This is a genomic window from Niabella sp. (genome assembly GCF_030150205.1).
Lineage (GTDB): Bacteria > Bacteroidota > Bacteroidia > Chitinophagales > Chitinophagaceae > Niabella.
On record NZ_JASLGT010000008.1, the window covers coordinates 389,079 to 412,378 of the forward strand.

Annotated in this window: 26 protein-coding genes; 4 read left to right on the top strand and 22 right to left on the bottom strand. The window is 49.0% G+C overall.

The window, feature by feature from the left end:
• Positions 1-126 precede the first annotated feature (126 nt).
• The 8 genes from Q1V85_RS06315 to Q1V85_RS06350 all read right to left on the bottom strand — a co-directional run bounded on the left by Q1V85_RS06315 (position 127) and on the right by Q1V85_RS06350 (position 9,807).
• The gene (locus Q1V85_RS06315; protein ID WP_300598442.1) at positions 127-627 is read right to left on the bottom strand and encodes a MepB family protein; all 501 of its coding nucleotides are present in this window, start codon (positions 625-627) and stop codon (positions 127-129) included.
• Positions 620-1,177, bottom strand: a complete 558-nt coding sequence (locus Q1V85_RS06320; protein WP_300598443.1) for a cupin domain-containing protein — start codon at positions 1,175-1,177, stop codon at positions 620-622. The genes Q1V85_RS06315 and Q1V85_RS06320 overlap by 8 nt, the downstream gene beginning before the upstream one ends.
• 62 nt (positions 1,178-1,239) lie before the next feature.
• Positions 1,240-1,713: a GNAT family N-acetyltransferase gene (locus Q1V85_RS06325; RefSeq protein ID WP_300598444.1), complete on the bottom strand. Its 474-nt coding sequence runs from the start codon at positions 1,711-1,713 to the stop codon at positions 1,240-1,242.
• Between the two features lie 102 nt (positions 1,714-1,815).
• Positions 1,816-2,661 carry a hypothetical protein gene (locus Q1V85_RS06330; RefSeq protein ID WP_300598445.1) on the bottom strand — a complete coding sequence of 282 codons (846 nt, stop codon included), beginning with the start codon at positions 2,659-2,661 and terminating at the stop codon, positions 1,816-1,818.
• 534 nt (positions 2,662-3,195) lie between these two features.
• The gene (locus Q1V85_RS06335) at positions 3,196-5,538 is read right to left on the bottom strand and encodes a GH92 family glycosyl hydrolase (protein ID WP_300598446.1); all 2,343 of its coding nucleotides are present in this window, start codon (positions 5,536-5,538) and stop codon (positions 3,196-3,198) included.
• Positions 5,539-5,576: 38 nt separating this feature from the next.
• The gene (locus Q1V85_RS06340; RefSeq protein WP_300598447.1) at positions 5,577-6,443 is read right to left on the bottom strand and encodes an ROK family protein; all 867 of its coding nucleotides are present in this window, start codon (positions 6,441-6,443) and stop codon (positions 5,577-5,579) included.
• Between the two features lie 5 nt (positions 6,444-6,448).
• Entirely contained in the window at positions 6,449-7,897 is a 1,449-nt protein-coding gene (locus Q1V85_RS06345; RefSeq protein WP_300598448.1) for a sugar porter family MFS transporter, read from the bottom strand.
• 56 nt (positions 7,898-7,953) lie between these two features.
• Entirely contained in the window at positions 7,954-9,807 is a 1,854-nt protein-coding gene (locus tag Q1V85_RS06350; RefSeq protein WP_300598449.1) for a class I mannose-6-phosphate isomerase, read from the bottom strand.
• A gap of 859 nt (positions 9,808-10,666) precedes the next feature.
• Between Q1V85_RS06350 and Q1V85_RS06355 the strand changes: the two genes are divergently transcribed.
• On the top strand, positions 10,667-11,899 hold the full coding sequence (locus Q1V85_RS06355) for a serine hydrolase domain-containing protein (protein WP_300598451.1): 1,233 nt from the start codon (positions 10,667-10,669) through the stop codon (positions 11,897-11,899).
• A gap of 361 nt (positions 11,900-12,260) precedes the next feature.
• Here the strand turns inward: Q1V85_RS06355 and Q1V85_RS06360 are convergent, their stop codons facing one another.
• The 3 genes from Q1V85_RS06360 to lipA form a co-directional block, all read right to left on the bottom strand.
• The gene (locus Q1V85_RS06360) at positions 12,261-12,893 is read right to left on the bottom strand and encodes an NAD(P)H-dependent oxidoreductase (protein WP_300598452.1); all 633 of its coding nucleotides are present in this window, start codon (positions 12,891-12,893) and stop codon (positions 12,261-12,263) included.
• 46 nt (positions 12,894-12,939) lie between these two features.
• Entirely contained in the window at positions 12,940-13,512 is a 573-nt protein-coding gene (locus tag Q1V85_RS06365; RefSeq protein WP_300598453.1) for a YceI family protein, read from the bottom strand.
• Positions 13,513-13,746: 234 nt separating this feature from the next.
• Complete coding sequence (gene lipA, locus Q1V85_RS06370) at positions 13,747-14,658, bottom strand: lipoyl synthase (protein WP_300598454.1); 912 nt, start codon at positions 14,656-14,658, stop codon at positions 13,747-13,749.
• Between the two features lie 316 nt (positions 14,659-14,974).
• On the opposite strand from lipA, the gene Q1V85_RS06375 reads away from it, so the two are divergent.
• Together Q1V85_RS06375 and Q1V85_RS06380 are read left to right on the top strand one after the other, a co-directional pair.
• On the top strand, positions 14,975-15,388 hold the full coding sequence (locus Q1V85_RS06375) for an OsmC family protein (RefSeq protein WP_300598455.1): 414 nt from the start codon (positions 14,975-14,977) through the stop codon (positions 15,386-15,388).
• 36 nt (positions 15,389-15,424) lie between these two features.
• Positions 15,425-16,273, top strand: a complete 849-nt coding sequence (locus Q1V85_RS06380; RefSeq protein ID WP_300598456.1) for a ThuA domain-containing protein — start codon at positions 15,425-15,427, stop codon at positions 16,271-16,273.
• 85 nt (positions 16,274-16,358) lie between these two features.
• On the opposite strand, the gene Q1V85_RS06385 is transcribed toward Q1V85_RS06380, so the two are convergent.
• The 10 genes from Q1V85_RS06385 to Q1V85_RS06430 all read right to left on the bottom strand — a co-directional run bounded on the left by Q1V85_RS06385 (position 16,359) and on the right by Q1V85_RS06430 (position 21,350).
• Positions 16,359-16,880 carry a DinB family protein gene (locus Q1V85_RS06385; protein ID WP_300598457.1) on the bottom strand — a complete coding sequence of 174 codons (522 nt, stop codon included), beginning with the start codon at positions 16,878-16,880 and terminating at the stop codon, positions 16,359-16,361.
• Positions 16,881-16,978: 98 nt separating this feature from the next.
• Positions 16,979-17,419: a VOC family protein gene (locus Q1V85_RS06390; RefSeq protein WP_300598458.1), complete on the bottom strand. Its 441-nt coding sequence runs from the start codon at positions 17,417-17,419 to the stop codon at positions 16,979-16,981.
• Between the two features lie 55 nt (positions 17,420-17,474).
• Positions 17,475-17,912: an SRPBCC domain-containing protein gene (locus tag Q1V85_RS06395; protein WP_300598459.1), complete on the bottom strand. Its 438-nt coding sequence runs from the start codon at positions 17,910-17,912 to the stop codon at positions 17,475-17,477.
• A gap of 38 nt (positions 17,913-17,950) precedes the next feature.
• Entirely contained in the window at positions 17,951-18,817 is an 867-nt protein-coding gene (locus Q1V85_RS06400; RefSeq protein WP_300598460.1) for a VOC family protein, read from the bottom strand.
• 23 nt (positions 18,818-18,840) lie between these two features.
• On the bottom strand, positions 18,841-19,251 hold the full coding sequence (locus tag Q1V85_RS06405) for a DUF1801 domain-containing protein (RefSeq protein ID WP_300598461.1): 411 nt from the start codon (positions 19,249-19,251) through the stop codon (positions 18,841-18,843).
• Positions 19,248-19,682, bottom strand: coding sequence for an SRPBCC domain-containing protein (locus Q1V85_RS06410; RefSeq protein WP_300598462.1), 435 nt, complete (start codon positions 19,680-19,682; stop codon positions 19,248-19,250). The genes Q1V85_RS06405 and Q1V85_RS06410 overlap by 4 nt, the downstream gene beginning before the upstream one ends.
• Before the next feature lie 14 nt (positions 19,683-19,696).
• Positions 19,697-19,984, bottom strand: a complete 288-nt coding sequence (locus Q1V85_RS06415) for an RNA polymerase alpha subunit C-terminal domain-containing protein (RefSeq protein WP_300598463.1) — start codon at positions 19,982-19,984, stop codon at positions 19,697-19,699.
• A gap of 9 nt (positions 19,985-19,993) precedes the next feature.
• Positions 19,994-20,521 (bottom strand): DinB family protein, encoded by a 528-nt coding sequence (locus tag Q1V85_RS06420; protein WP_300598464.1) that lies wholly within the window; start codon positions 20,519-20,521, stop codon positions 19,994-19,996.
• A gap of 36 nt (positions 20,522-20,557) precedes the next feature.
• On the bottom strand, positions 20,558-20,776 hold the full coding sequence (locus tag Q1V85_RS06425) for a hypothetical protein (protein WP_300598465.1): 219 nt from the start codon (positions 20,774-20,776) through the stop codon (positions 20,558-20,560).
• Positions 20,777-20,795: 19 nt separating this feature from the next.
• Positions 20,796-21,350 (bottom strand): dihydrofolate reductase family protein, encoded by a 555-nt coding sequence (locus tag Q1V85_RS06430; protein ID WP_300598466.1) that lies wholly within the window; start codon positions 21,348-21,350, stop codon positions 20,796-20,798.
• A 139-nt stretch (positions 21,351-21,489) separates the two neighbouring features.
• Between Q1V85_RS06430 and Q1V85_RS06435 the strand changes: the two genes are divergently transcribed.
• The gene (locus Q1V85_RS06435) at positions 21,490-22,464 is read left to right on the top strand and encodes a helix-turn-helix domain-containing protein (RefSeq protein ID WP_300598467.1); all 975 of its coding nucleotides are present in this window, start codon (positions 21,490-21,492) and stop codon (positions 22,462-22,464) included.
• Here Q1V85_RS06435 and Q1V85_RS06440 read toward each other — a convergent pair.
• Positions 22,461-23,300, bottom strand: coding sequence for an alpha/beta hydrolase (locus Q1V85_RS06440; RefSeq protein WP_300598468.1), 840 nt, complete (start codon positions 23,298-23,300; stop codon positions 22,461-22,463). The genes Q1V85_RS06435 and Q1V85_RS06440 overlap by 4 nt on opposite strands.

A 23,300-nucleotide genomic window follows, 5' to 3' on the forward strand; every position in this document is an offset into this window, starting at 1 on the left:
CATTTAAGAGAACCGACGTTTTAATAAAACAGATACCGGTCTGATATGATGCGGGATCTGGGATCAATGGTAACTTATTGCAGGCAGACGGGTCATGCGCCTGTTTAAGACAGCAATCAATCTATATCAATATTGGTTCATGATCGCAATAAATCCGGAAGCATCCGTATTGTTCACTTCAGTTAAATCGATGAAATAATTGGTTTGCCAATCCTTTGTTCTCTGAGCTTGTTTATTCAGGTAAAAATCCCAATCTGTGTATACCCTGAAACCGCGCTTCCCTTGTTTATTACCTACCGTCAGGATGCCCTTTTCACCCAGGATCGATTTGGGGAAAAAGAAAAACCCGGACTGATGTTGCCGGGCAGCTGCGATCATATAGAAATCAATCGCATCGGTTAGTTCGAATGGCTGGGTTTGTTTTTGAGCATCCCGCTTCCACAGGGTTACAAAATGACCTTTTTTTTTAGGCGTGCATTTTGCGTTCCGGAACAGGATACTCCGGTTCCCGATTTGAAAGCTACATCCCGAATAGGCGGGGCATTCCCGGTCTTCGGTTATGCCGGAAACAGCCAGCCCGTTTGTTTTTAACAGCAACCGTTCTATGTTGTTTAATGCATCATCCATGTGCCTGTGTATGGGTACAATACCGACTGATCAGTTTTTTTTGTACCCCCGAAATTCCGGCAATAACATTTAATAACCTAAAAAAAGGGATCATCATTGCTCCGGCGCCTGCAGGACGCATATCGCTGATCCTGGACACCACCGCCAGTGCCAGCAGGCTTTTAGGAATCCCTTTCTTATCGGTTTTACGATCACTGGCCAGGCCATACAGGATCCGCAAGGCATTCTCAAAACCTTCAGAACCCGGAAGCACCACCGTAGTAAAAACAACCGGCTCCGAAGATGCGTTCGAAAAGCGATGCCATTGCCCGGCCTCTACCGTAAGCTTTTGCCCGGCGCCCAGCACCAAACGTTCTTTTTTAAGCGTAATGGTTAAGGCCCCGGAGACCACGATAAAGGTTTCCGAAAAGTTCCGGTGATAATGCAGCGGCGTACCGCCACCGGGCATTAAGGTTACCTGTAATGTAGTAATCCTGCCATTGGTTGCCCTGGCTGTTTGGGTAAATGTTACCCGGTCTTTGATGACCGGATTTACAATTGTTTGTTGCATATATAAACGATTATAAAGTATAAGAAAATACCGGGTACCGGTTGTTGGTTATCACCTGCCGGTTACAGAAAAAGATCTTTTTCCATCACAACGATATTCCGGTCCCGGATATGCATCCGTTCCAGTTCGTTCCAGCCGAGCCTCCGGTATAATGTTTCTGCGGTGTGGGTAAACAAATGTATTTTTTCAAAACCCAGGCCCCGGCAATAGTCGTGTATATAGTTACATAAAGCGGCTCCATATCCCCGGCCTCTTTGGGAAGGCCGGGTATACACCAGGGCCAGCCATTTTTTATACACATTAAAATGGGGTAACCGCTCAAGCAGCCCCACGTGATCATAAATACCCCCGGTGGCAATAGGCGTTCCGTCCAGTGTCATCAATACCTGGCATTGCTGCCGGTCGGCCGTTACTGCCCGTAGCCGCTCCTGTGTAGTCTCCACCGGGATCTGCCATTCTTCAACATACCAGTCTGCGATCAACATCAACGACCGCTGGTCCTCCGGCCTTAAGATCTCAAATTCTATCTGGTGCATTGTTTCCATTTGTTCCGTTCTTATTTATCAGTATATGGATGCACCGGTCAGATCAGCGCATCCATATACAACGTATTTTTACATACCAACAGGCATCAATCACTATTCAACTTTTTGAAGGGTGGTCGTGGATGTTGTATTGGTAACGACCTTTTTGATTTCACCGGTGGGCAATGGTATCATGGATACCAGGGTAGCAGCAGACTCCTGTTTTACCATGCCCACACCGTGTGCCATCCAGATGGTTATTTTTTCATTCCCATTGGCAGTTTCCTGTTTGTCTCCGATTTTGGATGTGATCCTGGTCCCCACATCATAGGAGAACTTATTGCATACAAAACTGCCTGCGGGCACTTTAATGGTCTCTACTTTGCCAGACCCTGTAACGGCTGCGATCTCCTGCTTACTGGATCCGCTCTGACCATTGCTGGTATATTCGATCAGCTGCTCCTGTGCCGACGGCCCTTCAGTGGTAATCGTGCTCCCGTCTTTTAATGCATTTTGCATGACCCTATATGCGGGGTAGCCGGTCACTTCGGCCCTGGTTACTTTTACGTTGGGCATTTTACCAAACAACTCCACGTATTGATACCAGGCATCCGGTACTTTTATTTCGGTGTAGGTTTTACCACCAAGCGCAAACAGCCGGTTATCCATCGTCATGGAGGTTCCGCCGGTTTCTACTAAAGCATGCAGGTTATACACGGTAATACCCGAAGAATCTTTACTACCGGTAATATTTTGTGTAACGGTGGCTTCAGTACCCCCGTCGCCTTCTACTTTATAAATAAACTTTTTGTTTTTTGCAGGGATAAAATTGCCTGCTTTTGCCGGTTCCTTAGGATCATCTATATTGCTGCTATCCTGTTCACAGCCGGCGCACAGAACTGCAGCCAGCCATACGGCCGTTACCGGTTTGCTGATGGTGCTCATTAATTTGTTATACATAATTGATACATTATTTTGGGGAGCAAATGTATCGAAGGGGAAGCGCCCGGTAAAAGCGGGGCGATGAATACCATGCTTAGAAGTCAAACAACCGGTTTTACCGACTATTGCATGTTTCATTTGCGTTATCATAAACCGCGGAGTACATGAGCACCCAGAGGCTCGCTGGGGATATTGACCGCGAGGTACGCGAAGGTTACGCAAAGAATACAATGTCATTCAATGCCAGTCCCCGCGATTGTTGCGGATGCTTTGTGCGCTTTGCGTTAAACTTTAAACCGCAAGGAGCAAGGATCACGCGAGGTGCGCAAAGTTTTTTACTATGACCTTCCTTCCTCTGATCATTGTGGATAGATTGCGTTATCATAAACCGCAGCGTACATGAGCACGCGGAGGCTCGCTGAGGATATTAACCGCGAGGTACGCGAAGGTTACACTAAGAATGCAATGTCATTTAATGACATTGCCTGCGATCGTTGCGGATGCTTTGCGCGCTTTGCGTTAAAGACAGCGCTGTTGGCAAACAATCCTGCGTTAGTACTGATCCCTGGGACGGCTGCCCATTTCCAATACCAGTGTGCCGCCCTTGATGAGTTGTTGCCAGGGCACGAAAGGCCTATGCATTTTTTGTTGATTCAGCAAGATGGATTGTACATAGATATGGCTGCTGTCGTTATTCTTTGTTTCAATAATAAGCTCCTTTCCGCTATAGAACCGCGGACTGAGCCGGATCTTTATACGGTTGAACAGCGGGCTGCCAATCCCCATTTGAGCATTGGGACCGGTTAACCCCTTTATATCAAACAAGCCCATGGAGGCCATTACAAACCAGGCGCCCAACTGGCCCTGGTCTTCATCCTGGCCAAAACCATAACCATGAACGCCTCCGGTGCCATAAAACTGGTTGCAGATCGCCCGTACCCATTTTTGTGTAAGTGATGGCCGGCCGGAGAAATTAAACAACCAGGACACATGCAGGTTGGGCTGGTTACCGTGATTATAGATACCGCCAACACCAGCAAAAGCATCAATTGTGGCGCCGCCGCCAAATAACGCTTTTTGCGAAATGGTGAAAATACTGTCTAACCGGTTGTTGAAGGTTTGTGTGCCCATCTTCCGTACCAGGGTTTCCATATCATGGGGCACAAAATAGGTGTATTGCCAGGCGTTTCCTTCCTGGAATCCGCGCCAGGGCTGGGATGGATCAAAGCGATCAATAAACCGGCCATTGGCCAGGCGGGGCCTTACCAGTTTTAATTGCGGATCATAAACGTTTTCCCAGGCTTTTGACAAACGCATCAGGGTATCCTGGTCTTTCTTTTTGCCCAGCAGCCGGGCCCACTGCCCCACCGCATAACTGCTGAAGGCGTATTCCAGCGTATGCGACACCGAAAACTGCCAAAGCTCACTGCTGCCGCTCCCGGAATCCAGGTGGTTTACGTATCCATACCGGCGAAACCGGTCCAGGTCCATTTTTCCTGCTCCGAAGGGGCGGCCGTTCCATTCGAGCTCATTCTTCCGTGCAGCCGCATACGCCAGCGGCACATCAAAATCCCGGATGCCCGCCATATAGGCCGCTGCAAAAACAAGTCCCACAAAATTGGTTCCCACCCCTGAAACATACCGGCTGTTTGCAATACCATCGCCCAGCCAGCCGGCATCTTTATAAACCAGCAACTGGCTTTTGATAAAGTCCGAATAATATTCCGGGTACACCAATGCCCAAAGCTGCGCCAGGTTCCAGTAAATACCCCATACGGCATCGGTATTGTAATGTTGATGCTGTGGCTTGCCCTGCTTATCCAACGGGATCTGTCCGATCGTTCCGTCATTTTTTGGATAGGCACCGTTTACATCACTGGCCAGGCCCCGTCCCAGCACCGCATGATAAAGGCCCGTGTAAAACTTTACAAGATCGGCACGGTTCTTCCCTTCCACTTCGATACGGCCCAGATATGCATTCCAGGTTTCCTTTGATTGTGCCCGGGCCTGGTCAAAAGAAAGCGTGGCGGCTTCCGTTTCCAGGTTCAGCCGTGCATTTTCAATGGATGTATACGACAAGCCGGCCTTAATGGTTAAGGCCTCCTGTTCTTTTGTAGAAAAGCCAAGATATATACCCGCTCCTTTTCCCTTAGCCTCCCTTACAGACATATGGACCTCCTTTCCGTTAAAGGCGCCGTAAGCCGTACACGCCTTATCAACCACGGCCGAAAAGTACAGGGTTACCGATGCGCCCGGTTGATATTTTTGAATATACGCCGGCAAGGTGGTCACCCAGCCTTCGATGCGGCCATCGGGCAGCAAACGCACACCGGCATCTTTTACCGGCCCGCTTTCGCCCTGCTGATTGCCGATATCAAAAAGGATGTAAGCCTGTTCCGATGCCGGAAAGGTATACCGGTGAAAAGCCACCCGTTTGGTGGCCGTGAGCTCCGCCCGGATGCTGTAATCCTTCAGCCATACGGAATAGTATCCCGCCGTGCTGATCTCATCTTTACGGTCAAAACGCGACCGGTAACCACTGTCCGGATCTTCAGGCTTTCCCGGCACGGTCTGTAAGGCCCCGGTAATGGGTGCAAATACAATCCCGCCAACCTGGAACTCATGAACATTAGGAAATCCTTCAACAGAGCTATCGCGGTAATCATAACCTGTGGCTTCCCAGCCGCTGGCATTGCCATAGCTTCCATTGGTGGCCGGTCCGGGTTTGGCCATACCAAAGGGTAAGGCCCCGGGTGCATAATGAAACCAGCGACAGTGTGCCGTACCAATGCCCGGATCTACAAACTGTGTAAAATCCTTTTGTGCATCCGCCTGGTTGCCCAATAAAACAAAGAGGACGGTTAAATAAACCGGAAACCAAAATAAATGTCGCACCGTTAAACCGTTTATATAAACAAAATGGTATCTGCCACCTATCTGCCAGCCAGCCAGCTGCCCGCAGCGCCGTATAATGCGGCCCGCTCCCCCAGCACCGACCGCTTTACCTTCACAAACGGAAAGCGTTTGTGAAGGGCGTCGCACATTTCCTGTTGAAAGACTTCATAAGCCCCGGTAATATTTCCCCCGATCACTACAGCCTGCGCCGGTTTCATTTCAATAAAAGATGCTAAAAATGCACCCAGGGTTTTCCCAAATTCTTTAAAGAGCAACGGCACCCTTGCATCCGTTGCTGCACAGGCCCAAAGCTCTTTTACACCATCCAGTACTGTGCCGGATAAGGCAGCGTATTGTTTTACAAACCACCGGGTAGAGAGGTAGTCCTCAGCAATTCCATCACGGAATGGGAATTGCCACAGGTCCGCGTTTTCAGCCATTCCATCTGTATAGAATGCAGACCCCAATCCGGTGCCCAGGGTGATGCCCACCACCTGGTTAAAACCATCATTGGCCACACCGGCAAATACTTCGCCCTGAAGAAAACAGGCGGCGTCATTTTTGATAAAGAACTGCCCGGGGGAACAATGGAGCGATTCCGCAAGCAATTGTTTTACATTGTGCTGGTACAACGCATCATATTTTCCCTGTGCCTTCATCAGGCTCACGCCACCCTGGTAATCGAAAGGCCCCGGCATGGCGATGCAGATCTTAGACACCGGAACATCCTGCATAGCCGCCCGCATACAGGCGCTCCAGGTATCAATAACCGGTTTCACCGCTGCAGCCGCGTTTACCGGCATGCGTATCAGGGAAGGCCTGATCATGCTCCTTTTTTCCAGGTCGATCAGTGCCGCTGTAATATGCGTTCCTCCGATATCAACCGCCAGTACAAGATTGTTCATTCGTTTCAGGGATGCGTTATTTGATCTATTGACCTGTTGATGTTGCTTTCTTTTGCTGCTTCCGGTATGAAAGCACTGCCCTTCCATTCGGTTTCAATCTGCTCCAGCGATTTTCCTTTGGTTTCCGGAAGCAGGCGGTACACGGTAATAAATGCAATGACGCCGAAAGCGGAAAAGATCCAGAAGGTTCCGCCGGTACCCACGGTTTTCAACAGTATAGGGGTTAGCTGTCCTACAATGGTATCCGCGATCCACATGACCATGATGCTGATGGCCATTGCCCGTCCCCGGATCTTACCCGGGAAGATCTCAGCAGCAACTACAAACTTCAGCGGACCGATCGAAAAGGCAAAACAAGCCAGGAAGGCCATTACACAGATCAGTAACCAGATGGAAGTTGTGGCGCCTGTTGCAAAACAAAGCCCGGTTAAGAACAGCGCAACGGTTGCCCCCGCCGTACCCCAGAGATATAGCGGCCTGCGCCCTGCGCTGTCTACCTTCCACATCGCAACCAGGGTAAAGATCATATTGGCAAATCCAAAGATCACCTGGCTTAAAAGAGAATTGCTTAATGATACACCAGCATTGCTTAAAATACTGGGACCATAATAAATGATCGCATTAATGCCGCTGAACTGCGAAAACAGTGGCAGCAATATGCCCAGTAACAGGGCTTTTCGCCAGCGGGGCGCAAACAATTCGCGGTATGAGCCCTCCCCGGTTCCGGCATCCTGCAACGGTGTACCTGCAGCCGCCTCGTCACCCGGCGAAATACTTTTGATAATGGCCAGCCCTTCTTCCGTTCTTCCCTGCTGTATGAGCCAGCGCGGACTTTCCGGCACAAAAAACAAGCCCAGTAAAAACAGCAGGGCGGGTATCATTCCCAGCCCCAGCATTCCTCGCCATACTTCCTGCCGGAACAAAAGGGTGGTCCAGTTGCCGGGCTCATTTGCCGGGTGCGCCGCAGCATCATTTACCAGGCCCGCATTGCTGAGATAAGCGATGAGGATGCCCAGGGTAAGTGCAAACTGGTAAAACGTAACCAGCCGGCCGCGGATCCTTGCCGGGGCAATTTCCGATATATAAAGGGGCACCACATTTGAGGCCAGTCCGATCCCCACACCGCCCAGGAACCGGAACACGATCACCCCGGTTAAGGAAGGCATGGCGGCACAACCCAGTGCCGATAAAAAAAAGAGCAATGCTGCTATAAACAATGGCTTTTTCCGTCCCCACCGGTCGCTTAACTCACCGGAGGCCGCCACGCCCGCAATACAACCAATGAGTGCTACAGATACAAACCAGCCTTCTTCAAAGGCCGAAAGTGAAAACTGCTTTTGCAGGAACGGCAGTACTCCGGAAACCACGGCCATATCAAACCCGAAAAGAAAGCCGCCCAGGGATGCCACAAGGGTGATGGTAAGAATGGAAGATCGTTTAATGGATACAGGCATTGGCAAGAATTGAATCGTTCTAAATATATTTCATTTGCGTTTATATAGTGCAGCACTTAACGATCACCATCGTCATCTATTTTTAAATGATCAATGGAATCTTTTATAAATACCCGGACCATTTTGGCGCGTTGGGCTCCGTTATTGATCACCGTATATTGTTTCGCAGCTTCGGGAATCACAAATGTTTCCGCATAATGATATACCTGTTCTGTTCCGGCTACCTGTACTGTTACAGAACTTCCCTCTACCAGCATCAGCACATTGCAGCTATCGCCGGTTGTAAAGGATATGCTGGAATCAAACTCTGCGCGGTGCACATCATAAAAATGATGCGGGTGCGTGGGCAGGTGATAGAGCTCCCAGTCGTTGCCATTGGTTATTAAACGGGGATGTGCGATCAGTTCTTTTGCCACATCGCTTCCCTTATAATTAAAACGCAGGTTATTGAAAGCATGTTCAATATTGATGGCACGGGGCTCGCCGTTCAGGTCTACCTGCAGCCAGTCATACATTTTAAACGTGAAAATATAGGGGGTGGAACTGATCTCCAATACCAGGTTATTGGCACCGGAACTATGCACCGTTCCATTGGGGATCAGGAAAAGATCATGCTTATGTGCTTTATGCACCTGTACAAATTCCTCCACCGGCACCTCCACATTGTTCCGGTGACTGTTTTCCAGCACTCCCCGGAACGTTTGCGGCTCAATGTTTTCCTGGAACCCCAGGTACACTTTTGCATCGTCCTTACAGTCCAGGATATAATAGGTTTCATCCTGTGTTATATGTTCGCCAAAATGTTTCCGGATATACGGCAGGCGCGGATGGCACTGGATGGAAAGATTGCCCCCGTTCCAGGTGTCCAGGAAATCGAACCGGATGGGAAATTCATCTCCAAAAAAACCGGCATGACGCCCCATAACAGCGGCCCTATCCCAAAGCATCAGGAAATCAAATGCCAGTTCCAGCAAAAGGCCATCGCTTTCAAAAACAATTCCATTTTCCGGCACGATCAGCTCAAAGGACCATGCGTAATTTATTTCTTCTTTATTCAATCCCGGTATCCGGTCTTTCATCCACTGCCCGCCCCATACGCCGGGTTCAAACCAGGGTTTCACGCGGAAGCTGCTTCGGGCCATTTGTGCAAATCCTGCACGGATATCTGCCGCCAATGCCCAGCTAAGGGAGTCCTCCCACTGCACATCTCCCAATACTGCAATGCGGTTGAGCAAGTTCTTTTTATGCGCGTTGTGTACCACCCAGTCTACGAAATAAAAGCGTTTGTACATCCTGGGCGCAAGCGTTGGCTCCACAGCCCCCAGGTTGGTAACCGCCCCGGCCCGCATGCGGTATTGAATTTCATTTTTGGGCACATCGAGGTATACCACCGGTACTTCCCAGCCACAAAGCGCTGCACCCGCACCCATCACCAGGGTACAATCGGCGGCAGGATCGGCTTCAACGGCCGTTAACCGGTCCATCTCAAAAAAATCGGCCAGCTGATGGGTACAGCGCGTTCCCCAAACGGCATCCTCCGCTCCCAGGAACGGACGCACCAATGCATTGATCGCCGCTTCAGGCTTTAAATAATCTGCTGTAAAGATCCAGTGTACCTGCACACCTTTTTCCCGGAATACGGTATTCAATGACTGGTATACGGCTTCCCAAAGCACGCCGCTGTAACCGTCAATCACTACTCTTTTTTCTCCCAGGATCCAATCCGCAAGGGAACGATAGCCTTCATGGATCTTATTTTCTCCAAGGTGGTGAAAAGGATAAATAGAGTAGGTATCCGTTTTAACTGCTGCACTGGTCAATCGTTGTGGCATCAGCGGCTGCCCGCTCTTCCGGAATGATTGCGGAACTTTTTTAATGGTTTCCATGCGCGTCTGAGTAAGTTCAGTCATAATCGATGTATTGCTGTTCGCTGCCCGGATACGTTACCTGCTTTTACTTCAACAGTACCCCGATCCTCGTTAAGCAACCCCTGATGGCGCCGCACCGGAGAAAGACGGTACTTTAAAAATAATGCAAACCGGGCAGTCTTTATTATTTTAGCAGTAAATGTACATACATTTAAACATATAATGAAATCTTTCCTTTTTTCCCAGGCTAACCGCATTGCAACCGGGGCTTTTATCAGTACCCTGGGATACACCCGGAACATATCCTCGCGATATTCCCTTATCTTTAAAAAAAGAAAGCCAATAAGAAATACATCTGTTTCATTGATCTCCACTTTATATAGCTGCTATGGTTACCCTCATTCTTATTCTCCTGATTTTTGTTATTGTTGGCGGATATACGCAACGGAACAAGTAAAACGATTGATGGCGGGGCCGGAAAGCGGTTATGGTAAGGCCGTTTTGTAATACCGGACCACCCGGAAAAATTAAGCGCCCCTTCCCCTCCTGCCGCCGCTATGTATGCGGTTAGGGTAGACGAAAATGATTATGTTATGTCCATATACATTTTTCAACAATTGAAAACTTAGCAACCATTCATTGATGAGCATCCGGTTCAGGACCGTACGCATCCTAACCGTGAAAGTCCAATTAATTCCCCCGGTTCTTTCTCATTAAAATATTTGTATATTTGTTGTAGCAGCTGCGCCTGCAGGCTGTTCTAAAGAACAGAGCAGCCAAACAACAGCTGCTTTTATTCGAACAGGCCCATAACCACTCAAACAACAAAGATCCCCGGTCTCTTCCAGGTACCCGGTACCTCAAAACCGTAAAGATGCGCTTCACCTTAAAATATCTGTTTATGAAACCCTTCCACTTATTGCTTTTAAGCTGCTGGATCGGCCTGCAAACAATGGCAGGCTGCAACAAATCGGATTCCGCCGTTCAGTCGAAGCTTCAAACCGCTATCGAACAGGAACGGCTTTCACTGGAAAAATCACTGGACGCCCCGGTACCATCCATCAGCGTACTGATCGAATCACCCAGGGGGCGCTACTTCTCTTCCTCCACAGGAAAAAACGGGAAACCCGTTACGGCGGCCACCATCTTCCGGTTTGCAAGCAACACTAAAAATTTTACGGCAACGGCCATCCTGAATATGCAGCAGGAAGGCTGGCTAAATATTGAGGACAAGATCACCGCTATGATTCCGGGTGCCGGAATGCCATATGTGCCTGCCGAAACGGACTGGAATTTTCCGCATAAAAACGAGATCACAATCAAACAACTATTGCAGCATAATGCGGGAGTGTATGATCTTACCAACGATACCAGCCAGTACGACGTTAACGGCGATACCTACCTGGAACATGCGATGACCCTGGACCCGAATCACCAGTTTACAACCCCGGAATATGTAAAGGTCCTTACACAGTATAAACTTACCTACGGGCCTCCCAATACGGTATACCATTACTCCAATACCGGTTATTCGATCCTGGGCGAGATCATTGCACGTATCTATTCCTTCCGTTCCGGTAAAACAAAGACCTATGCCGACTATCTGCATGAAAAGATCACCGGAGTTTCGGCCAACGTGCCGCTGGGCGTCCGCTTTATCGAAAACGCAATGGATCAGCAGTTGCCGGCACCCTATATTACTGGTATGATCCGCTTGCCGGACACCACCATCATTACAGACCGGGAGAATGCATCGGGTCATATCGCAGAAGGCAACGGAACCGGCAGCATGACGGACCTTAATAAATACATCCGGAGCCTGATGCAGGGACGCAATGTATTAAAACCGCAAACCGTTGCGCTCATGCAAAACAGTGAAGGCCCGGCCCGGCCACCGGAGGGCAACCGGTATGCCCTGGGCTGTTCACATATTGAAGGCCTGGGGTATGGCCACAATGGCGCTACGGTGGGCTACCTGTCGATGATGGCGTATGATCCTGCCACTGATGTGTCTGTGGTTGTTTTATTACCTTACTGGAACCTTACCAGCAAAGAACGGTTCGACTTTTGCCTTAAGGCATTGAGTAAGGCCGGGCTCGCCGCCCGGTCGGCACTGGGCTATCCTGGCAAATAAACAGCAGTCCTTGTTTACGTTTTTTTGTGCATGGGTTTCTGTGCTCAACAACGCTATTCCCTGCAATTTTACCGGCCGCGATTTCTATTGGTTTTTTTAGCCACTATTTTGAAATTGCCGGTTCATTCGAAAGTATGAAAAGTGATCACAATCCTGCTCAGCACAATCTGCGCCTCTGTGGCTCATACAGCCGCGCGCGTGCATATACGCCGCTGATGCGCAGATAGATGTTCATTAACCAGCATCTGTAGATTAAAATGTCCCGTTGGCAATCGAGCCGCCTCCTCAAAAAACGCAGATAAACACAAAGCCTGGCACCGGATAACCGGACCAGGCTTTTCTTACCACAAACACCTACAACTTAATTGAGTTCCGTAACGAACTGCGCTTTATCTTTTCTAACCTTTGTTAAATGTACCAGCCAGTCTTTTTCCGTATCCCGGTATCCCAGCGCAATGATCACGGCGCTCCGTAATCCCTTTGACCTCAAATCCAGTATGGCATCCAGTTGTTCCGGATCAAAGCCTTCCATGGGTGTGCCATCAACGCCTTCTGCTGCCGCCGCCACAATGGTTACGCCCAGTGAAAGATAGGCCTGCCTTGCTGCATGTGCATAACCCCGGTCCTGATCCATACGTCCAAAATTATGCATCAGTGATTGGCGCTGCCGTTCCAGCCGCTCCGGATCGCCACCCCTTGTTGCCGCGGTATGCGCAATAAATCCGTCGATCCGTTCCGGTGTATATTGATCCCAGGCCGCAAATACCAACAGATGCGAGCAACCGGTGATCTGTGGCTGGTTAAAGGCTGCCGGGCGGATCTTTTCTTTTAATTCCTGGTTGCTGACCACAATGATCTCAAACGGCTGCAGCCCGTTAGAAGAGGGCGCCAGGCGGGCGGCCTCTAAAATGCGATCGATCTTTTCCTGCGGAATCTTTTTTCCGTTCATCGCCTTGGTGGCATAACGCCAGTTCAGCTGTTCAATAATTTCCATCGTATTTATTTTTTGAGGATACTAAAAAATGAAACGGCTGTTGCCGTTATTGCTGCGGCTGCAGTTCCAGGAAGATGGTTACATCCACATCCCTTGCTACCGCCTTTCCGGTTGGGTCGAAGGGAATATGATAGTCAAACCGGTTGATCCGGATAGCCGTCTGAAACCCGATCACTTCCTTACCCATCTGGTTTTTGGTACGGCCTCCATAAACCGCTTCCAATACCACGGGTTTGGTTACATCCTTAATGGTCAGGTTGCCGCTCAGCTGGTATTTGTTTCCGGATTTCTTTTTAAAGCCAGAGCTCACGAATTTCATTTCGGGGAATTGCTCCACATCAAAAAAATCGGCCGTTTTCAGGTGCTTATCGCGGGGTGCCACGCCCGTATTTACGCTGGATGTTTGAACGGTGAAGCGGATCTTCGCATCGGAAAAATCGGCCCTGGCTGCCTGAAGCGTACCCTGGAACTGATCAAACTTCCCGGTAACGAAACTGATACCCATATGCTTAATGGTAAAGTTGATGGAAGAGTGCATGGGATCTGCCGACCAGGTTGTTTGCGCAAATAGCTGGATACTAAATATTGAAACCGCGAGCAATAAAAAAACTTTTTTCATTTGTTTATAATTTTAAAGAACATACACCTGCTTTACAAATGCAGGTGCAAAGCAACCACAAGTGCGGTTCTTAAAAAATAACCTAGATTAAGTGGCGGTTTATCAAACAGCCGCAGATGCGCAGATTTTGGGATCGTTAGCAATGACTGAAGCGCTGCTTAAAAATAGTTCTAAAATAAAAAGCCGCCAGGATCATTCCCGGCGGCCTTATTATTTAACTATATTCCAGAACGGTTATCCCACCATCCGCTTGCTTTCTTCCCACTGGATCCGGCCCAACCCGGGATGTACATGACGGTCGCTATGATAGGATGAACGCACCAGGGGACCACTTTCTACATAATCGAGCCCCATTTCATAACCGGCATCTTTGTAAAAAGCAAATTCATCCGGGTGTACAAAGCGTTGCACCGGCAAATGCTTGGGTGTAGGCTGCAGGTACTGGCCAATGGTTACCACATCACAGCCATTGTCTTTCAGGTTGCGCAGTGTTTGCAATACTTCTTCCCGGGTTTCACCCAGGCCCAGCATGATGCCGCTCTTGGTGCGGGCACCGCCTTCTTTCAGGGTCCGGATCACTTCCATGCTGCGCCAGTATTTGGCCTGGATGCGCACCTGTTTGGTCAGCCGTTCTACGGTTTCAATATTATGTGAGATCACTTCCGGAGCCGCTTCCATCACGGTCTGGATATCTTCTTTTTTGCCTTTAAAATCGGGGATCAGGGTTTCCAGCGTCGTTTCCGGGTTCAGCGCTTTTACCGCACGGATGGTATTAAACCAGATCGATGCCCCGCCGTCTTTCAGCTCATCCCGGTCTACAGAAGTGATCACCGCGTGTTTTACCTTCATCAGGTAAATAGCTTCGGCCACACGCTGTGGTTCGTCATAATCCACAGGCTCGGGGCGACCGGTGGCCACGGCACAAAATCCGCAGCTTCGGGTACACACATTTCCCAGGATCATAAAAGTGGCTGTACCTTCTCCCCAGCATTCGCCCATATTCGGACAGTTGCCGCTTTCACAGATCGTATGTAATTTATGCTGATCCACCAGTCCGCGCACATGCCGGTAGCTTTCGCCAATGGGCAGTTTCACACGCAGCCAGTCGGGCTTCTTTATCTTCGTTGTTACCGGTAATTCGATCATGACGCGAAAATACTATAATTTATGCTCATTCTTTTTCATTTTGGGGCTATGGGCTGCAGAACAGGGCCCACCTGCGGTTCCCGCTGCTCCGGGCTGCGGCCCCGGCCTTACCCGGAGCTAAACCCTGCGCATCGCCCGCCCGTACCGAATGGTACATTCAGGCGGGGGCAGCCCATCTACTAACAACAGGTGGCAGCGATTTGTTCATGCCTGCCTGCCAGCCAGCCAGCTAGGTGCGACTTACAGTCGCACCTGCCTATTTTATCGCCTCCGGCGATCCCAAAAAAACTATCTTTACGCATTAAATAAATAAACAATGACTTCGGAAGTTTTATACAACGGCGATTTACGCACCACCTGTACGCATCTAAAGAGCGGATCACATTTTGAAACGGATGCCCCTACCGATAACAATGGGAAAGGCGAACGGTTTTCTCCTACCGATCTGCTGGCTACCAGTTTGGCCGCCTGCATGATCACCGTAATGGGTATTAAGGCCCGCACCATGGATTTTGATCTGAATGATATAAAGATCGAGGTCCTGAAGAAAATGGCAGCTGAGCCCAGGCGCGTAAGCGGCATTGACCTGAAAGTATATATTCCTGAAAACCTGGCCGTGATCGATCCCAAAACCATCGACATCCTGAAACGGACCGGCTACACCTGCCCGGTAGCCAAAAGCCTGCACCCGGATATTGAAGTCAATATTGACTGGGGCGCCTGGCAATAACCGTTTAAACGGATCTGGTGGCCGCATATCCCTGATATGAAATTCATAAAAACGATTGGCTTACTCTTCGCAGCAATGTTGCTGTATGCCGTTGCCCGTCCGCAAACCAACCGGCCGCGGTTCCGGGTACTGGCTTTTTATACGGCCAAACAGGATCCTGCGCATATCAGTTTTGTACATGAAGCCAATCGCTGGTTTGCAGCGGCGGCCCTGCGGGAACATTTCCGGTACGATTCAACCGACAACTGGGATCTTTTGCGCACAACAGATCTTTCAACCTACCAGGTCCTCATCTTCCTGGACACCCGGCCGGAACAACCAGCGCAGCGAAAGGCATTTGAAGCGTATATGGAAGGTGGCGGCGGATGGATGGGTTTTCATTTTTCAGCATTTACCCTGCCGGGATCAGCATTTCCGGATAACTGGCCTTGGTACCACAACCAGTTTTTAGGATCCGGCAACTACGTTAGCAATACCTGGCGCCCGACGGCCGCTGTGTTAAAAACGGAATTAAAAGATCATCCGGTGCTAAAAGGAATGCCCTCAACCTTCCGCAGCGCCCCGAATGAATGGTACCGCTGGCAATATGACCTGCGGAAGAACCCGGACATTGATATCCTCCTATCCATCGACTCCAGCAGCTTTCCGCTGGGCACCGGTCCCAAACCGCATGAAATATGGCATAATGGGTACTACCCGGTAGTATGGAGCAATAAAAAATACCATATGGTGTACTTTAACATGGGACATAATGATATCGATTATGCGCACCATACCAACCGGGAGTTATCCTTTACGTTTACCAACGCTATGCAAAATAAGCTGGTGTTGAATACCCTGCTGTGGCTGGGTGATCGTGCCATGCGCGGGAACTTTCCCCGCTGATTTACGCGGATCTTTTCCGCTGATTTTCGCTGATGTATTGCGGCGTCTCATCTGTGCCATCTGCGGGAGCAACTTAACACTAAAATTAATATGAAATGCTTTCGTCGATATCATATTTCATCCCCGGGTAATCCAGGATCCGCCGCATCAGGCCGATCTGGCCAAAGAGGTAATCTTCACGCCCGATGCACATGCCCACCATATTCAGCTTGTTCTCCTCTACAAAGCCAACGCCCATCCCAAAGGGATACGCTTCGTTTAATTCCGCATCGGTTACGGTTTGTAATTTTTGAAAAACCAGGGGCGATATTTTATGCCATTCTTCTTTTAGCGCGGCAAGGGTTGGGTAGGTAGCCGTTGCATCCAGCGCTTTCGCATCTTTGAAAAGCGCTTCGTTCGGGTCCTTATCGGCAATACCCAGGATATTGGCCAGCCAGTACCGGCAGTTTACTAAATTACCGGCCATCCATACGATATGGTTTGTCCGCCCCTCGATCCGTTTTAAAGCATCCGTCTCGCTAATGCCATCAATCGCATTATTGAACTGTTGCGTATGCATCCGGTAAGCAGGAATAATCAACTGCAACCGGCTAACTGTTGTTTCCATGTTGTAATTTTTTTAGATGAAAGAACCCGAGGAGGATAGCAGCCAGCTGTCAGCTATCAGCTAAAGGCTAAAAGCTAACAGCTGCCTCCCCCGGTTCCTTATGATTCGTTACTTTCCTGACGGGATGAATAATTGATCATCCAACCAATGCCAAACTGATCCTGGAAGCTACCGAAATAGTCGCCCCAGAATTGGTCGGCCATCGGCATTTCTATTTTCCCGCCCTGGGATAAAGCATTAAACAAACGGTCGGCTTCCTCCCGGCTTTCGGGAAAGATAGAGATATAATTATTGTTGCCCACCGTTAACTTGTGCCCCATCGAAGGAACGATATCGGATGCCATCAGCAGATCGCCGCCCACCGGAAGCGCCACGTGCATCACCCGCTTTTTATCTTCTTCCGACAGGTTTTCTGAGCCCGGTGCATCCCCGATCCGCATTACCCCTCCTACGAATTCTCCGCCAAAAACGGATTTGTAGAAATTGAATGCATCTTCGGCGTTGCCATCAAAATTTAAGTAAGGATTTAATTTTGCCATTTTATTTTTATTTTTTTAGATAAGTGAGATGTTGATGAGTAAGATGTGGGGGCCGTTATTTTTCGGCCAGTGCTTTTACCGTTTCAAGCCCTTTGGTAAATCCGTTGTCCATCATTTCTTTATATTTCGGGTCGGTATCTACCTGCACTTCAAGCGTTGTGATACCATCCACTTCCCTGAGGTGATACTGCTCCAGGGCGCCGGCCCATTCTTTTACCGCGTCGCTGGTGGTATCTTCCACTCCGTTTTCGATGGAACCAAGATGTTCGAAAACCAATTCCTCCGGTGCCCGTATGCTGCGGATGGTACTGATCATTCCATTCCCTTTGCCGTCCAGGAAACGGGTACGCCCCTGTACCTTCCAATCGGATTCCATCGTAGACCCCGCCGCAAAAGCTGCGGTCCATTGCCTGTAGGTATCGGTATTCCAGAGCACTTCCCACACTTCCTGTGCAGGTGCCTCAATTTGCTGTTTATAAGAATAGATTTCCATAAAACTATTTTTTGAAGTGTTTATGATGCTGCGACCCGCTATCCTTGCGCACCGTTGTAAGCGGCTTCCAGGGCAGCGATATCCAGCTTTTTCATTTTCATCAGGGCCTGCATCATGCGCCCGGATGCCTCCTGGTTTCCGGCAGCCATCAACCGGCCTAATTGGGCAGGAATGATTTGCCAGCTCAGACCGAATTTATCTTTTAACCAGCCACATTGACTTTCTGCGCCACCATCGGCAATCAATGCATTCCAGTAGCGGTCAATGTCTTCCTGTGTATCGCATTCCACCACCAGGGAAATGCCTTCATTAAAATTAAACGGATGCGCCAGCGAACTGTCCATAGCGGCAAGCGTGTAACCGCTGATATGAAACTGGGCATGTTGCACATTACCGGCGGTATCTCCTCCCCCTTCGGGGTATTCCATAATACCTTCCGTTTTTGAACCGGGGAACAATTCCGTGTAAAAACCGATGGCTTCTTTCGCGCGTCCGTTTTGTTTATTGATAAACATCAGTGTAGGCGTAAAATATTGTGTGGTGTTTCCCCGCTCTCCCGTATACAGCTGCCAGGATACACCGTATTTGTCCTGCACCCAGCCATATTTTTTACTAAAGGGATAGGCGTTCAATGGCATCAGGGCAAAGCCCCCCTTTATCAATTCATTGTACAACCGCTCCGTTTCCTTTTCATCTTCGTTTGCAATCAGAAATGAAACAGAAGGATTGGGCGTAAATACCGGGCCTCCGTTCAGCAGCATCAGTTTCTGACCACTGCACTCAATCGTTACCACCATGCCGGAATCTGCACTGATCCGGGTATCCGGAAAAATACCGGCATAAAACCCGGCCGCCTCTTTGCCGTTTGCATCAAACCAAACACAAGGGTAAATTAACTGAATCATGATTTTTTCGTTTTAGTAAGGAGTTATTTTTTTGTTACCGTTTTCTTTTTGCTGCCTTCCGTTTTTTTTATTTGCGCCTTTTCTGCTGCTGTTGTTACCCGGTACGCGGTCATATCCCCGATCAGTTTTTTGGGCAGTGTGGCATCCAAAGGAAACTGCACCGTTCCCTTTGAGGTTTTGTATTCTTTTAGCTGGTCTGCAAACACTGTAATCGGCGATCCGGTGGGATAAAAACCGATATGGTTTTCATACGCGGCATAATAGACCAATACCTCACTTGTTTTAATTGCCGGCATATTGTAACTGATGACCTCCACGGCATTTTTGGGAGCCGACTGCTTTACGATCTTTCGCATCTCTTCCAGCTTTTTTTTCTGTATGCCGGAGAATGCATCGATATACGCATCTACTGTTGTAAACTTTGTTCCAATCATTCCGGAATTTTTATATTTTCTGTATATGCTTTAAACCTGTTTAAAACGGACGCACAAAAATCATGCTGTACTGCTTCGGCCAGGTTTGCTTCCGGTTCAAACTGTTCCACCACCGCAGTGGTATCGCCATGCTCAACAAAACGGATCACCGCCTTCCGGCCATCCGTTAAGGTATAGGCGATCTGTTTATGCGGTGTCACCTGGTCGTAAATTCCTTTATGATCAAATCCTTCGTTACCGTCTTTCGCTTCCATACGGTAGCAAAATGCTCCGCCTTCCCTCAGCTCCGTTTCCACCTTTGGAACCCACCAGTGGTCAAAAGGAATATTCCAGGCTGCAATCGCTTCCGGGCTTGTCCAGGCCTGCCAAACCAGCGCCACCGGCTTATGCACGGTAACTTCCACGCATATCATTGTTGATGGGGTATCCATGCTGTTTTATTTGATCAATCTTTAAATTTCAACCCGGATGCTTCCAGTGCCGCCTTTAGAACCGGCATAGAAGCAGGGCCCATACCATGCAGGCTCAGGATTTGTTTTTCCGTATGTTGTGCCAGCGCCTCAACATTGCCAATGCCGGCATGTTCCAATGCCCTGCGTGCCGGAGCTCCCAGCCGGGAAAGAAAACCACTCTGCGGCTTCCGTTCCTGCTCGCATACGGGGCAGGTAGGGCAATCACTGCTCTTATAATAGCGATGCCCTTTGTCACAGATCCTCAATGTACCTTTTGCCATAGCGACTGATTATTGCGGGTTAAAATACGGTTGCATCTGTTGAAGTTGATGGGTATGCCGCCGCAAATGATAATCGGCGAACAATACCCACTCCTGTCCCGTAAGGTCGCCAATGGTTGGGAACGATACGCCCGCGCAAAGCATCAGCAGGTCTTCTTCACCGATCCGGACACTGAGCGTTTCACGGATCTCTTTTAATGCATGTAACAATTGCGCTTTGTCGATTTGCTCATCTGAAGGCACCACCGATGCCGGCGCTTTTGCTTTCCATTCAAAGTTTAAAAATATTTCCCGCAGCAGGGGTTCATGAGCATCCGGAGCACGTCCAGGTATTGCTTTTGGAACGGATAATGCACTCTTTGTGCCGCTCAAAAATTTCAACACATGATCACCCACCTGTGCCGGCGACCAGCTACCTTCAAACGGCGCCTGGTTAAATACCTCCGGAGCAAACGATTCCAGGAGATTTGTAAAATCATCGGCTGCTGCTGTAAAATCCCGGAGCAATGCTGTGGTATCGTTTGTCATTGTCTGCATAAAAAATCGTTTAAAGAATGGAGCGGGGCGCCGTTGTTAATTTAAAATATCGGCACGATACCCCTTTATTTTTAATGAAAAATGCACCTGTCTTATATCAATTGGCTGCCGGGACTCGATCCGCAGGATCTTATCACAATCTTCCAGGTCAAAATTGATTTTTGACCGGGGGTAGATCCGCTTCAGATTTTTGACCAGCACCCTTGCTGTGGCTTTATCAAAAACATTGGTTTTAAAAATCTCGATCCGTTTCATCGCCTGGAGTTAACAAATGTTATCGAACTGTTTTATAATGCAGCCGGACGATTCCCGATGGAAAAGCCCTTACCTCCAGCAGTTGTAGCACCGTAGGATCCACTTCTTTAAAAAAGGGTTTCCCCCTGCCCAACAACTGCGGATCCAGTAACAATACATATTCATCAATCAGTTGTAACCTTTGCAGCGCCATGCCGACCGACCCGCTGCCAAAAATTACAACATCCTCCTTAGCGTTTTCCTTTATGGCATTAATCGTATCCCGGTTAAGGTTTTTATGAAAAAAACTGTGCTGCCAGTTGCTGCTTGTAACGGTTGTTGAAAACGTATGTTTCTCCGCCTCGTTCATATATTTGGCAACATCAGGAAATTGCGTGGCAGCGCCCGGTGTAGGCCAAAAAGCCTCCATCATTTTAAAGGTAACGCGTCCAAATAATACGGTACTGGCCCGTCCTAGTTCCAGCCGGTTGGCCTTTTCCAATTCGGCATCCGGGGTAAACCAATTGGTTTCTCCTCCCGGACCTGAAAAGATACCGTCTACGGAAATCCAGTTAAAGACAAAAATCCGGTTCATATATATCCGTTTTTTAGTGCTTCCTTTTCCATACAAACCTACAACAGACCTGCACATTTACAGATATGCAAATACGACAATACCTGGGGTTGATTACGACATTCTTCTGTTATATCTTTGCAAGGCTAAAAAATATGAAATGAAAAAAGTGGTCATCCTGCTACTAAAGGGCGCTAATCTTTCCAGTATTGAAAATCCAAGACAGGGTTTTGAAGAAGCCAATCAATACCTTATTGCAAACGGCCGTCTGCCCTTGTTTCAGGTACAACTTGCGGCGGCAGAGCCCAGGGTACAGTTAAACAACGGACTTTACGAGGTACAGGCCCAGCTCCTGGTAAGCGAAATCGATCATGCAGATCTCATCCTGGTACCGGCCTTACAGGAGCCCATCAGCCGGTATGTGCAGGAAAACCGGGGCATTATTCCCTGGCTGGTGGAACAATACCGGGGAGGTGCTGAAATTGCCAGCCTTTGCATGGGGGCTTTTTTACTGGCAGGTACCGGTTTGCTGAACAATAAAAGCTGCGTTACCCACTGGAAGGCCAGTAATGATTTTGCCCGGCTCTTTCCGGAAGTGAACCTGGTTGCCGATAAGATCCTTACCGATGAAAACGGCGTGTATACCAGCAGCGGTGCCTTTTCTGCTTCCAACCTGGTATTGTACCTTATTGAAAAACATGCAGGCCGTGAAGTAGCCATTTACTGCTCTAAATATTTCCAGATTGATATCCAGCGCAGCAGTCAATCGCCTTTTATTATTTTTTCAGGTATGCGCGATCATGGTGACGACGCCATCCGGGAGGCACAGGAATACATCGAACAGAACTTTGAAGAGCGCCTGCCGGTGGATGTGCTTTGCGAACGTTTTGCGATGGGGCGCCGCACATTTGAACGGCGTTTTAAAAAAGCAACCACCAATACGGTTGTAGAATATATCCAGCGTGTAAAGATCGAAGCCGCAAAAAAACTGCTGGAACAGGGTCGCAGAACCATACAGGAGGCCATGTACCATGTGGGTTATAATGATGTAAAAGCCTTCCGGGATGTATTTAAACGGATCACGGGTATGACCCCGGTGGATTATAAACTCAAGTACGAAAAAATACTGATCTAGTGCTGATGCCGCCGGTGCCGGTACGGTTTCCGGAAAAAGGCTTCTACCCGTTTGTTAAAGGCCGCACTATGATCGATCAGGGTCGCATGCCCGGAGTTGGGTACGATCCAGAGCTCTCCTCTCCGGATATTGGCGGCAATCTGCGTGGTGTGCGCCACGGGAATAAGATCATTATCCCCGCCGATGATCAGCGCGGGGCACTGGATCTTTCGCAGTTCCTCTAATGCAATATTGGGTTGTTCATAATCCAGCATAAACACTTTATAATCGTTCTTCTCTTTTTCTGTAGTCAGCGGCAGCCGTTTTTGCCAGGCATTATAGTCCCTTACTCCATCCCGCCATACATCGGGCCGCAAGCCAATGGAGTCGGCCCAAAGATTGGCGCCGGTACTGGCCAGCTTGATCACTTTATCCGGGTGACGCATCGCCAGTTCCAGGGCAATAATGCCTCCGTCGCTCCAGCCCAGTACATAGGCGTAAGGAATATGCATGGCAGACAATAAGGCGCTGTAATCATCCGCCATCATTTCAAAGCTGAGCGAATCTGTGGGATCCAGGGAGCGCCCATGCGCCCGGCTGTCGGCCAGGATTACTTTGTATTTCTTTGAAAAATAGGGAATATTATTCGCAAACGCACTCATATCGCCCCCATTCCCATGAATCATCAACAAAGGCGGCCCCTCGCCGTAGGTTTCTGTATACATGCGAAATCCCCTGATCGTATAGTATTTTCCAGCGGCCTCATTATAGTTGTAAGTAGCTACCCTCAGCTGTGCGCAGCCGGGCATCAATGCGGCCACCAACCATAACAGGAATGCCCCGATTCCCTGTTTCAT

Coding starts and splice junctions, on each gene's coding strand:
- Q1V85_RS06315 (WP_300598442.1), bottom strand. CDS start 627: ATGGATGATGCATTAAACAACATAGAACGGTTGCTGTTAAAAACAAAC.
- Q1V85_RS06320 (WP_300598443.1), bottom strand. CDS start 1,177: ATGCAACAAACAATTGTAAATCCGGTCATCAAAGACCGGGTAACATTT.
- Q1V85_RS06325 (WP_300598444.1), bottom strand. CDS start 1,713: ATGCACCAGATAGAATTTGAGATCTTAAGGCCGGAGGACCAGCGGTCG.
- Q1V85_RS06330 (WP_300598445.1), bottom strand. CDS start 2,661: ATGTATAACAAATTAATGAGCACCATCAGCAAACCGGTAACGGCCGTA.
- Q1V85_RS06340 (WP_300598447.1), bottom strand. CDS start 6,443: ATGAACAATCTTGTACTGGCGGTTGATATCGGAGGAACGCATATTACA.
- Q1V85_RS06345 (WP_300598448.1), bottom strand. CDS start 7,897: ATGCCTGTATCCATTAAACGATCTTCCATTCTTACCATCACCCTTGTG.
- Q1V85_RS06350 (WP_300598449.1), bottom strand. CDS start 9,807: ATGACTGAACTTACTCAGACGCGCATGGAAACCATTAAAAAAGTTCCG.
- Q1V85_RS06355 (WP_300598451.1), top strand. CDS start 10,667: ATGAAACCCTTCCACTTATTGCTTTTAAGCTGCTGGATCGGCCTGCAA.
- Q1V85_RS06360 (WP_300598452.1), bottom strand. CDS start 12,893: ATGGAAATTATTGAACAGCTGAACTGGCGTTATGCCACCAAGGCGATG.
- Q1V85_RS06365 (WP_300598453.1), bottom strand. CDS start 13,512: ATGAAAAAAGTTTTTTTATTGCTCGCGGTTTCAATATTTAGTATCCAG.
- lipA (WP_300598454.1), bottom strand. CDS start 14,658: ATGATCGAATTACCGGTAACAACGAAGATAAAGAAGCCCGACTGGCTG.
- Q1V85_RS06375 (WP_300598455.1), top strand. CDS start 14,975: ATGACTTCGGAAGTTTTATACAACGGCGATTTACGCACCACCTGTACG.
- Q1V85_RS06380 (WP_300598456.1), top strand. CDS start 15,425: ATGAAATTCATAAAAACGATTGGCTTACTCTTCGCAGCAATGTTGCTG.
- Q1V85_RS06385 (WP_300598457.1), bottom strand. CDS start 16,880: ATGGAAACAACAGTTAGCCGGTTGCAGTTGATTATTCCTGCTTACCGG.
- Q1V85_RS06390 (WP_300598458.1), bottom strand. CDS start 17,419: ATGGCAAAATTAAATCCTTACTTAAATTTTGATGGCAACGCCGAAGAT.
- Q1V85_RS06395 (WP_300598459.1), bottom strand. CDS start 17,912: ATGGAAATCTATTCTTATAAACAGCAAATTGAGGCACCTGCACAGGAA.
- Q1V85_RS06400 (WP_300598460.1), bottom strand. CDS start 18,817: ATGATTCAGTTAATTTACCCTTGTGTTTGGTTTGATGCAAACGGCAAA.
- Q1V85_RS06405 (WP_300598461.1), bottom strand. CDS start 19,251: ATGATTGGAACAAAGTTTACAACAGTAGATGCGTATATCGATGCATTC.
- Q1V85_RS06410 (WP_300598462.1), bottom strand. CDS start 19,682: ATGGATACCCCATCAACAATGATATGCGTGGAAGTTACCGTGCATAAG.
- Q1V85_RS06415 (WP_300598463.1), bottom strand. CDS start 19,984: ATGGCAAAAGGTACATTGAGGATCTGTGACAAAGGGCATCGCTATTAT.
- Q1V85_RS06420 (WP_300598464.1), bottom strand. CDS start 20,521: ATGCAGACAATGACAAACGATACCACAGCATTGCTCCGGGATTTTACA.
- Q1V85_RS06425 (WP_300598465.1), bottom strand. CDS start 20,776: ATGAAACGGATCGAGATTTTTAAAACCAATGTTTTTGATAAAGCCACA.
- Q1V85_RS06430 (WP_300598466.1), bottom strand. CDS start 21,350: ATGAACCGGATTTTTGTCTTTAACTGGATTTCCGTAGACGGTATCTTT.
- Q1V85_RS06435 (WP_300598467.1), top strand. CDS start 21,490: ATGAAAAAAGTGGTCATCCTGCTACTAAAGGGCGCTAATCTTTCCAGT.
- Q1V85_RS06440 (WP_300598468.1), bottom strand. CDS start 23,300: ATGAAACAGGGAATCGGGGCATTCCTGTTATGGTTGGTGGCCGCATTG.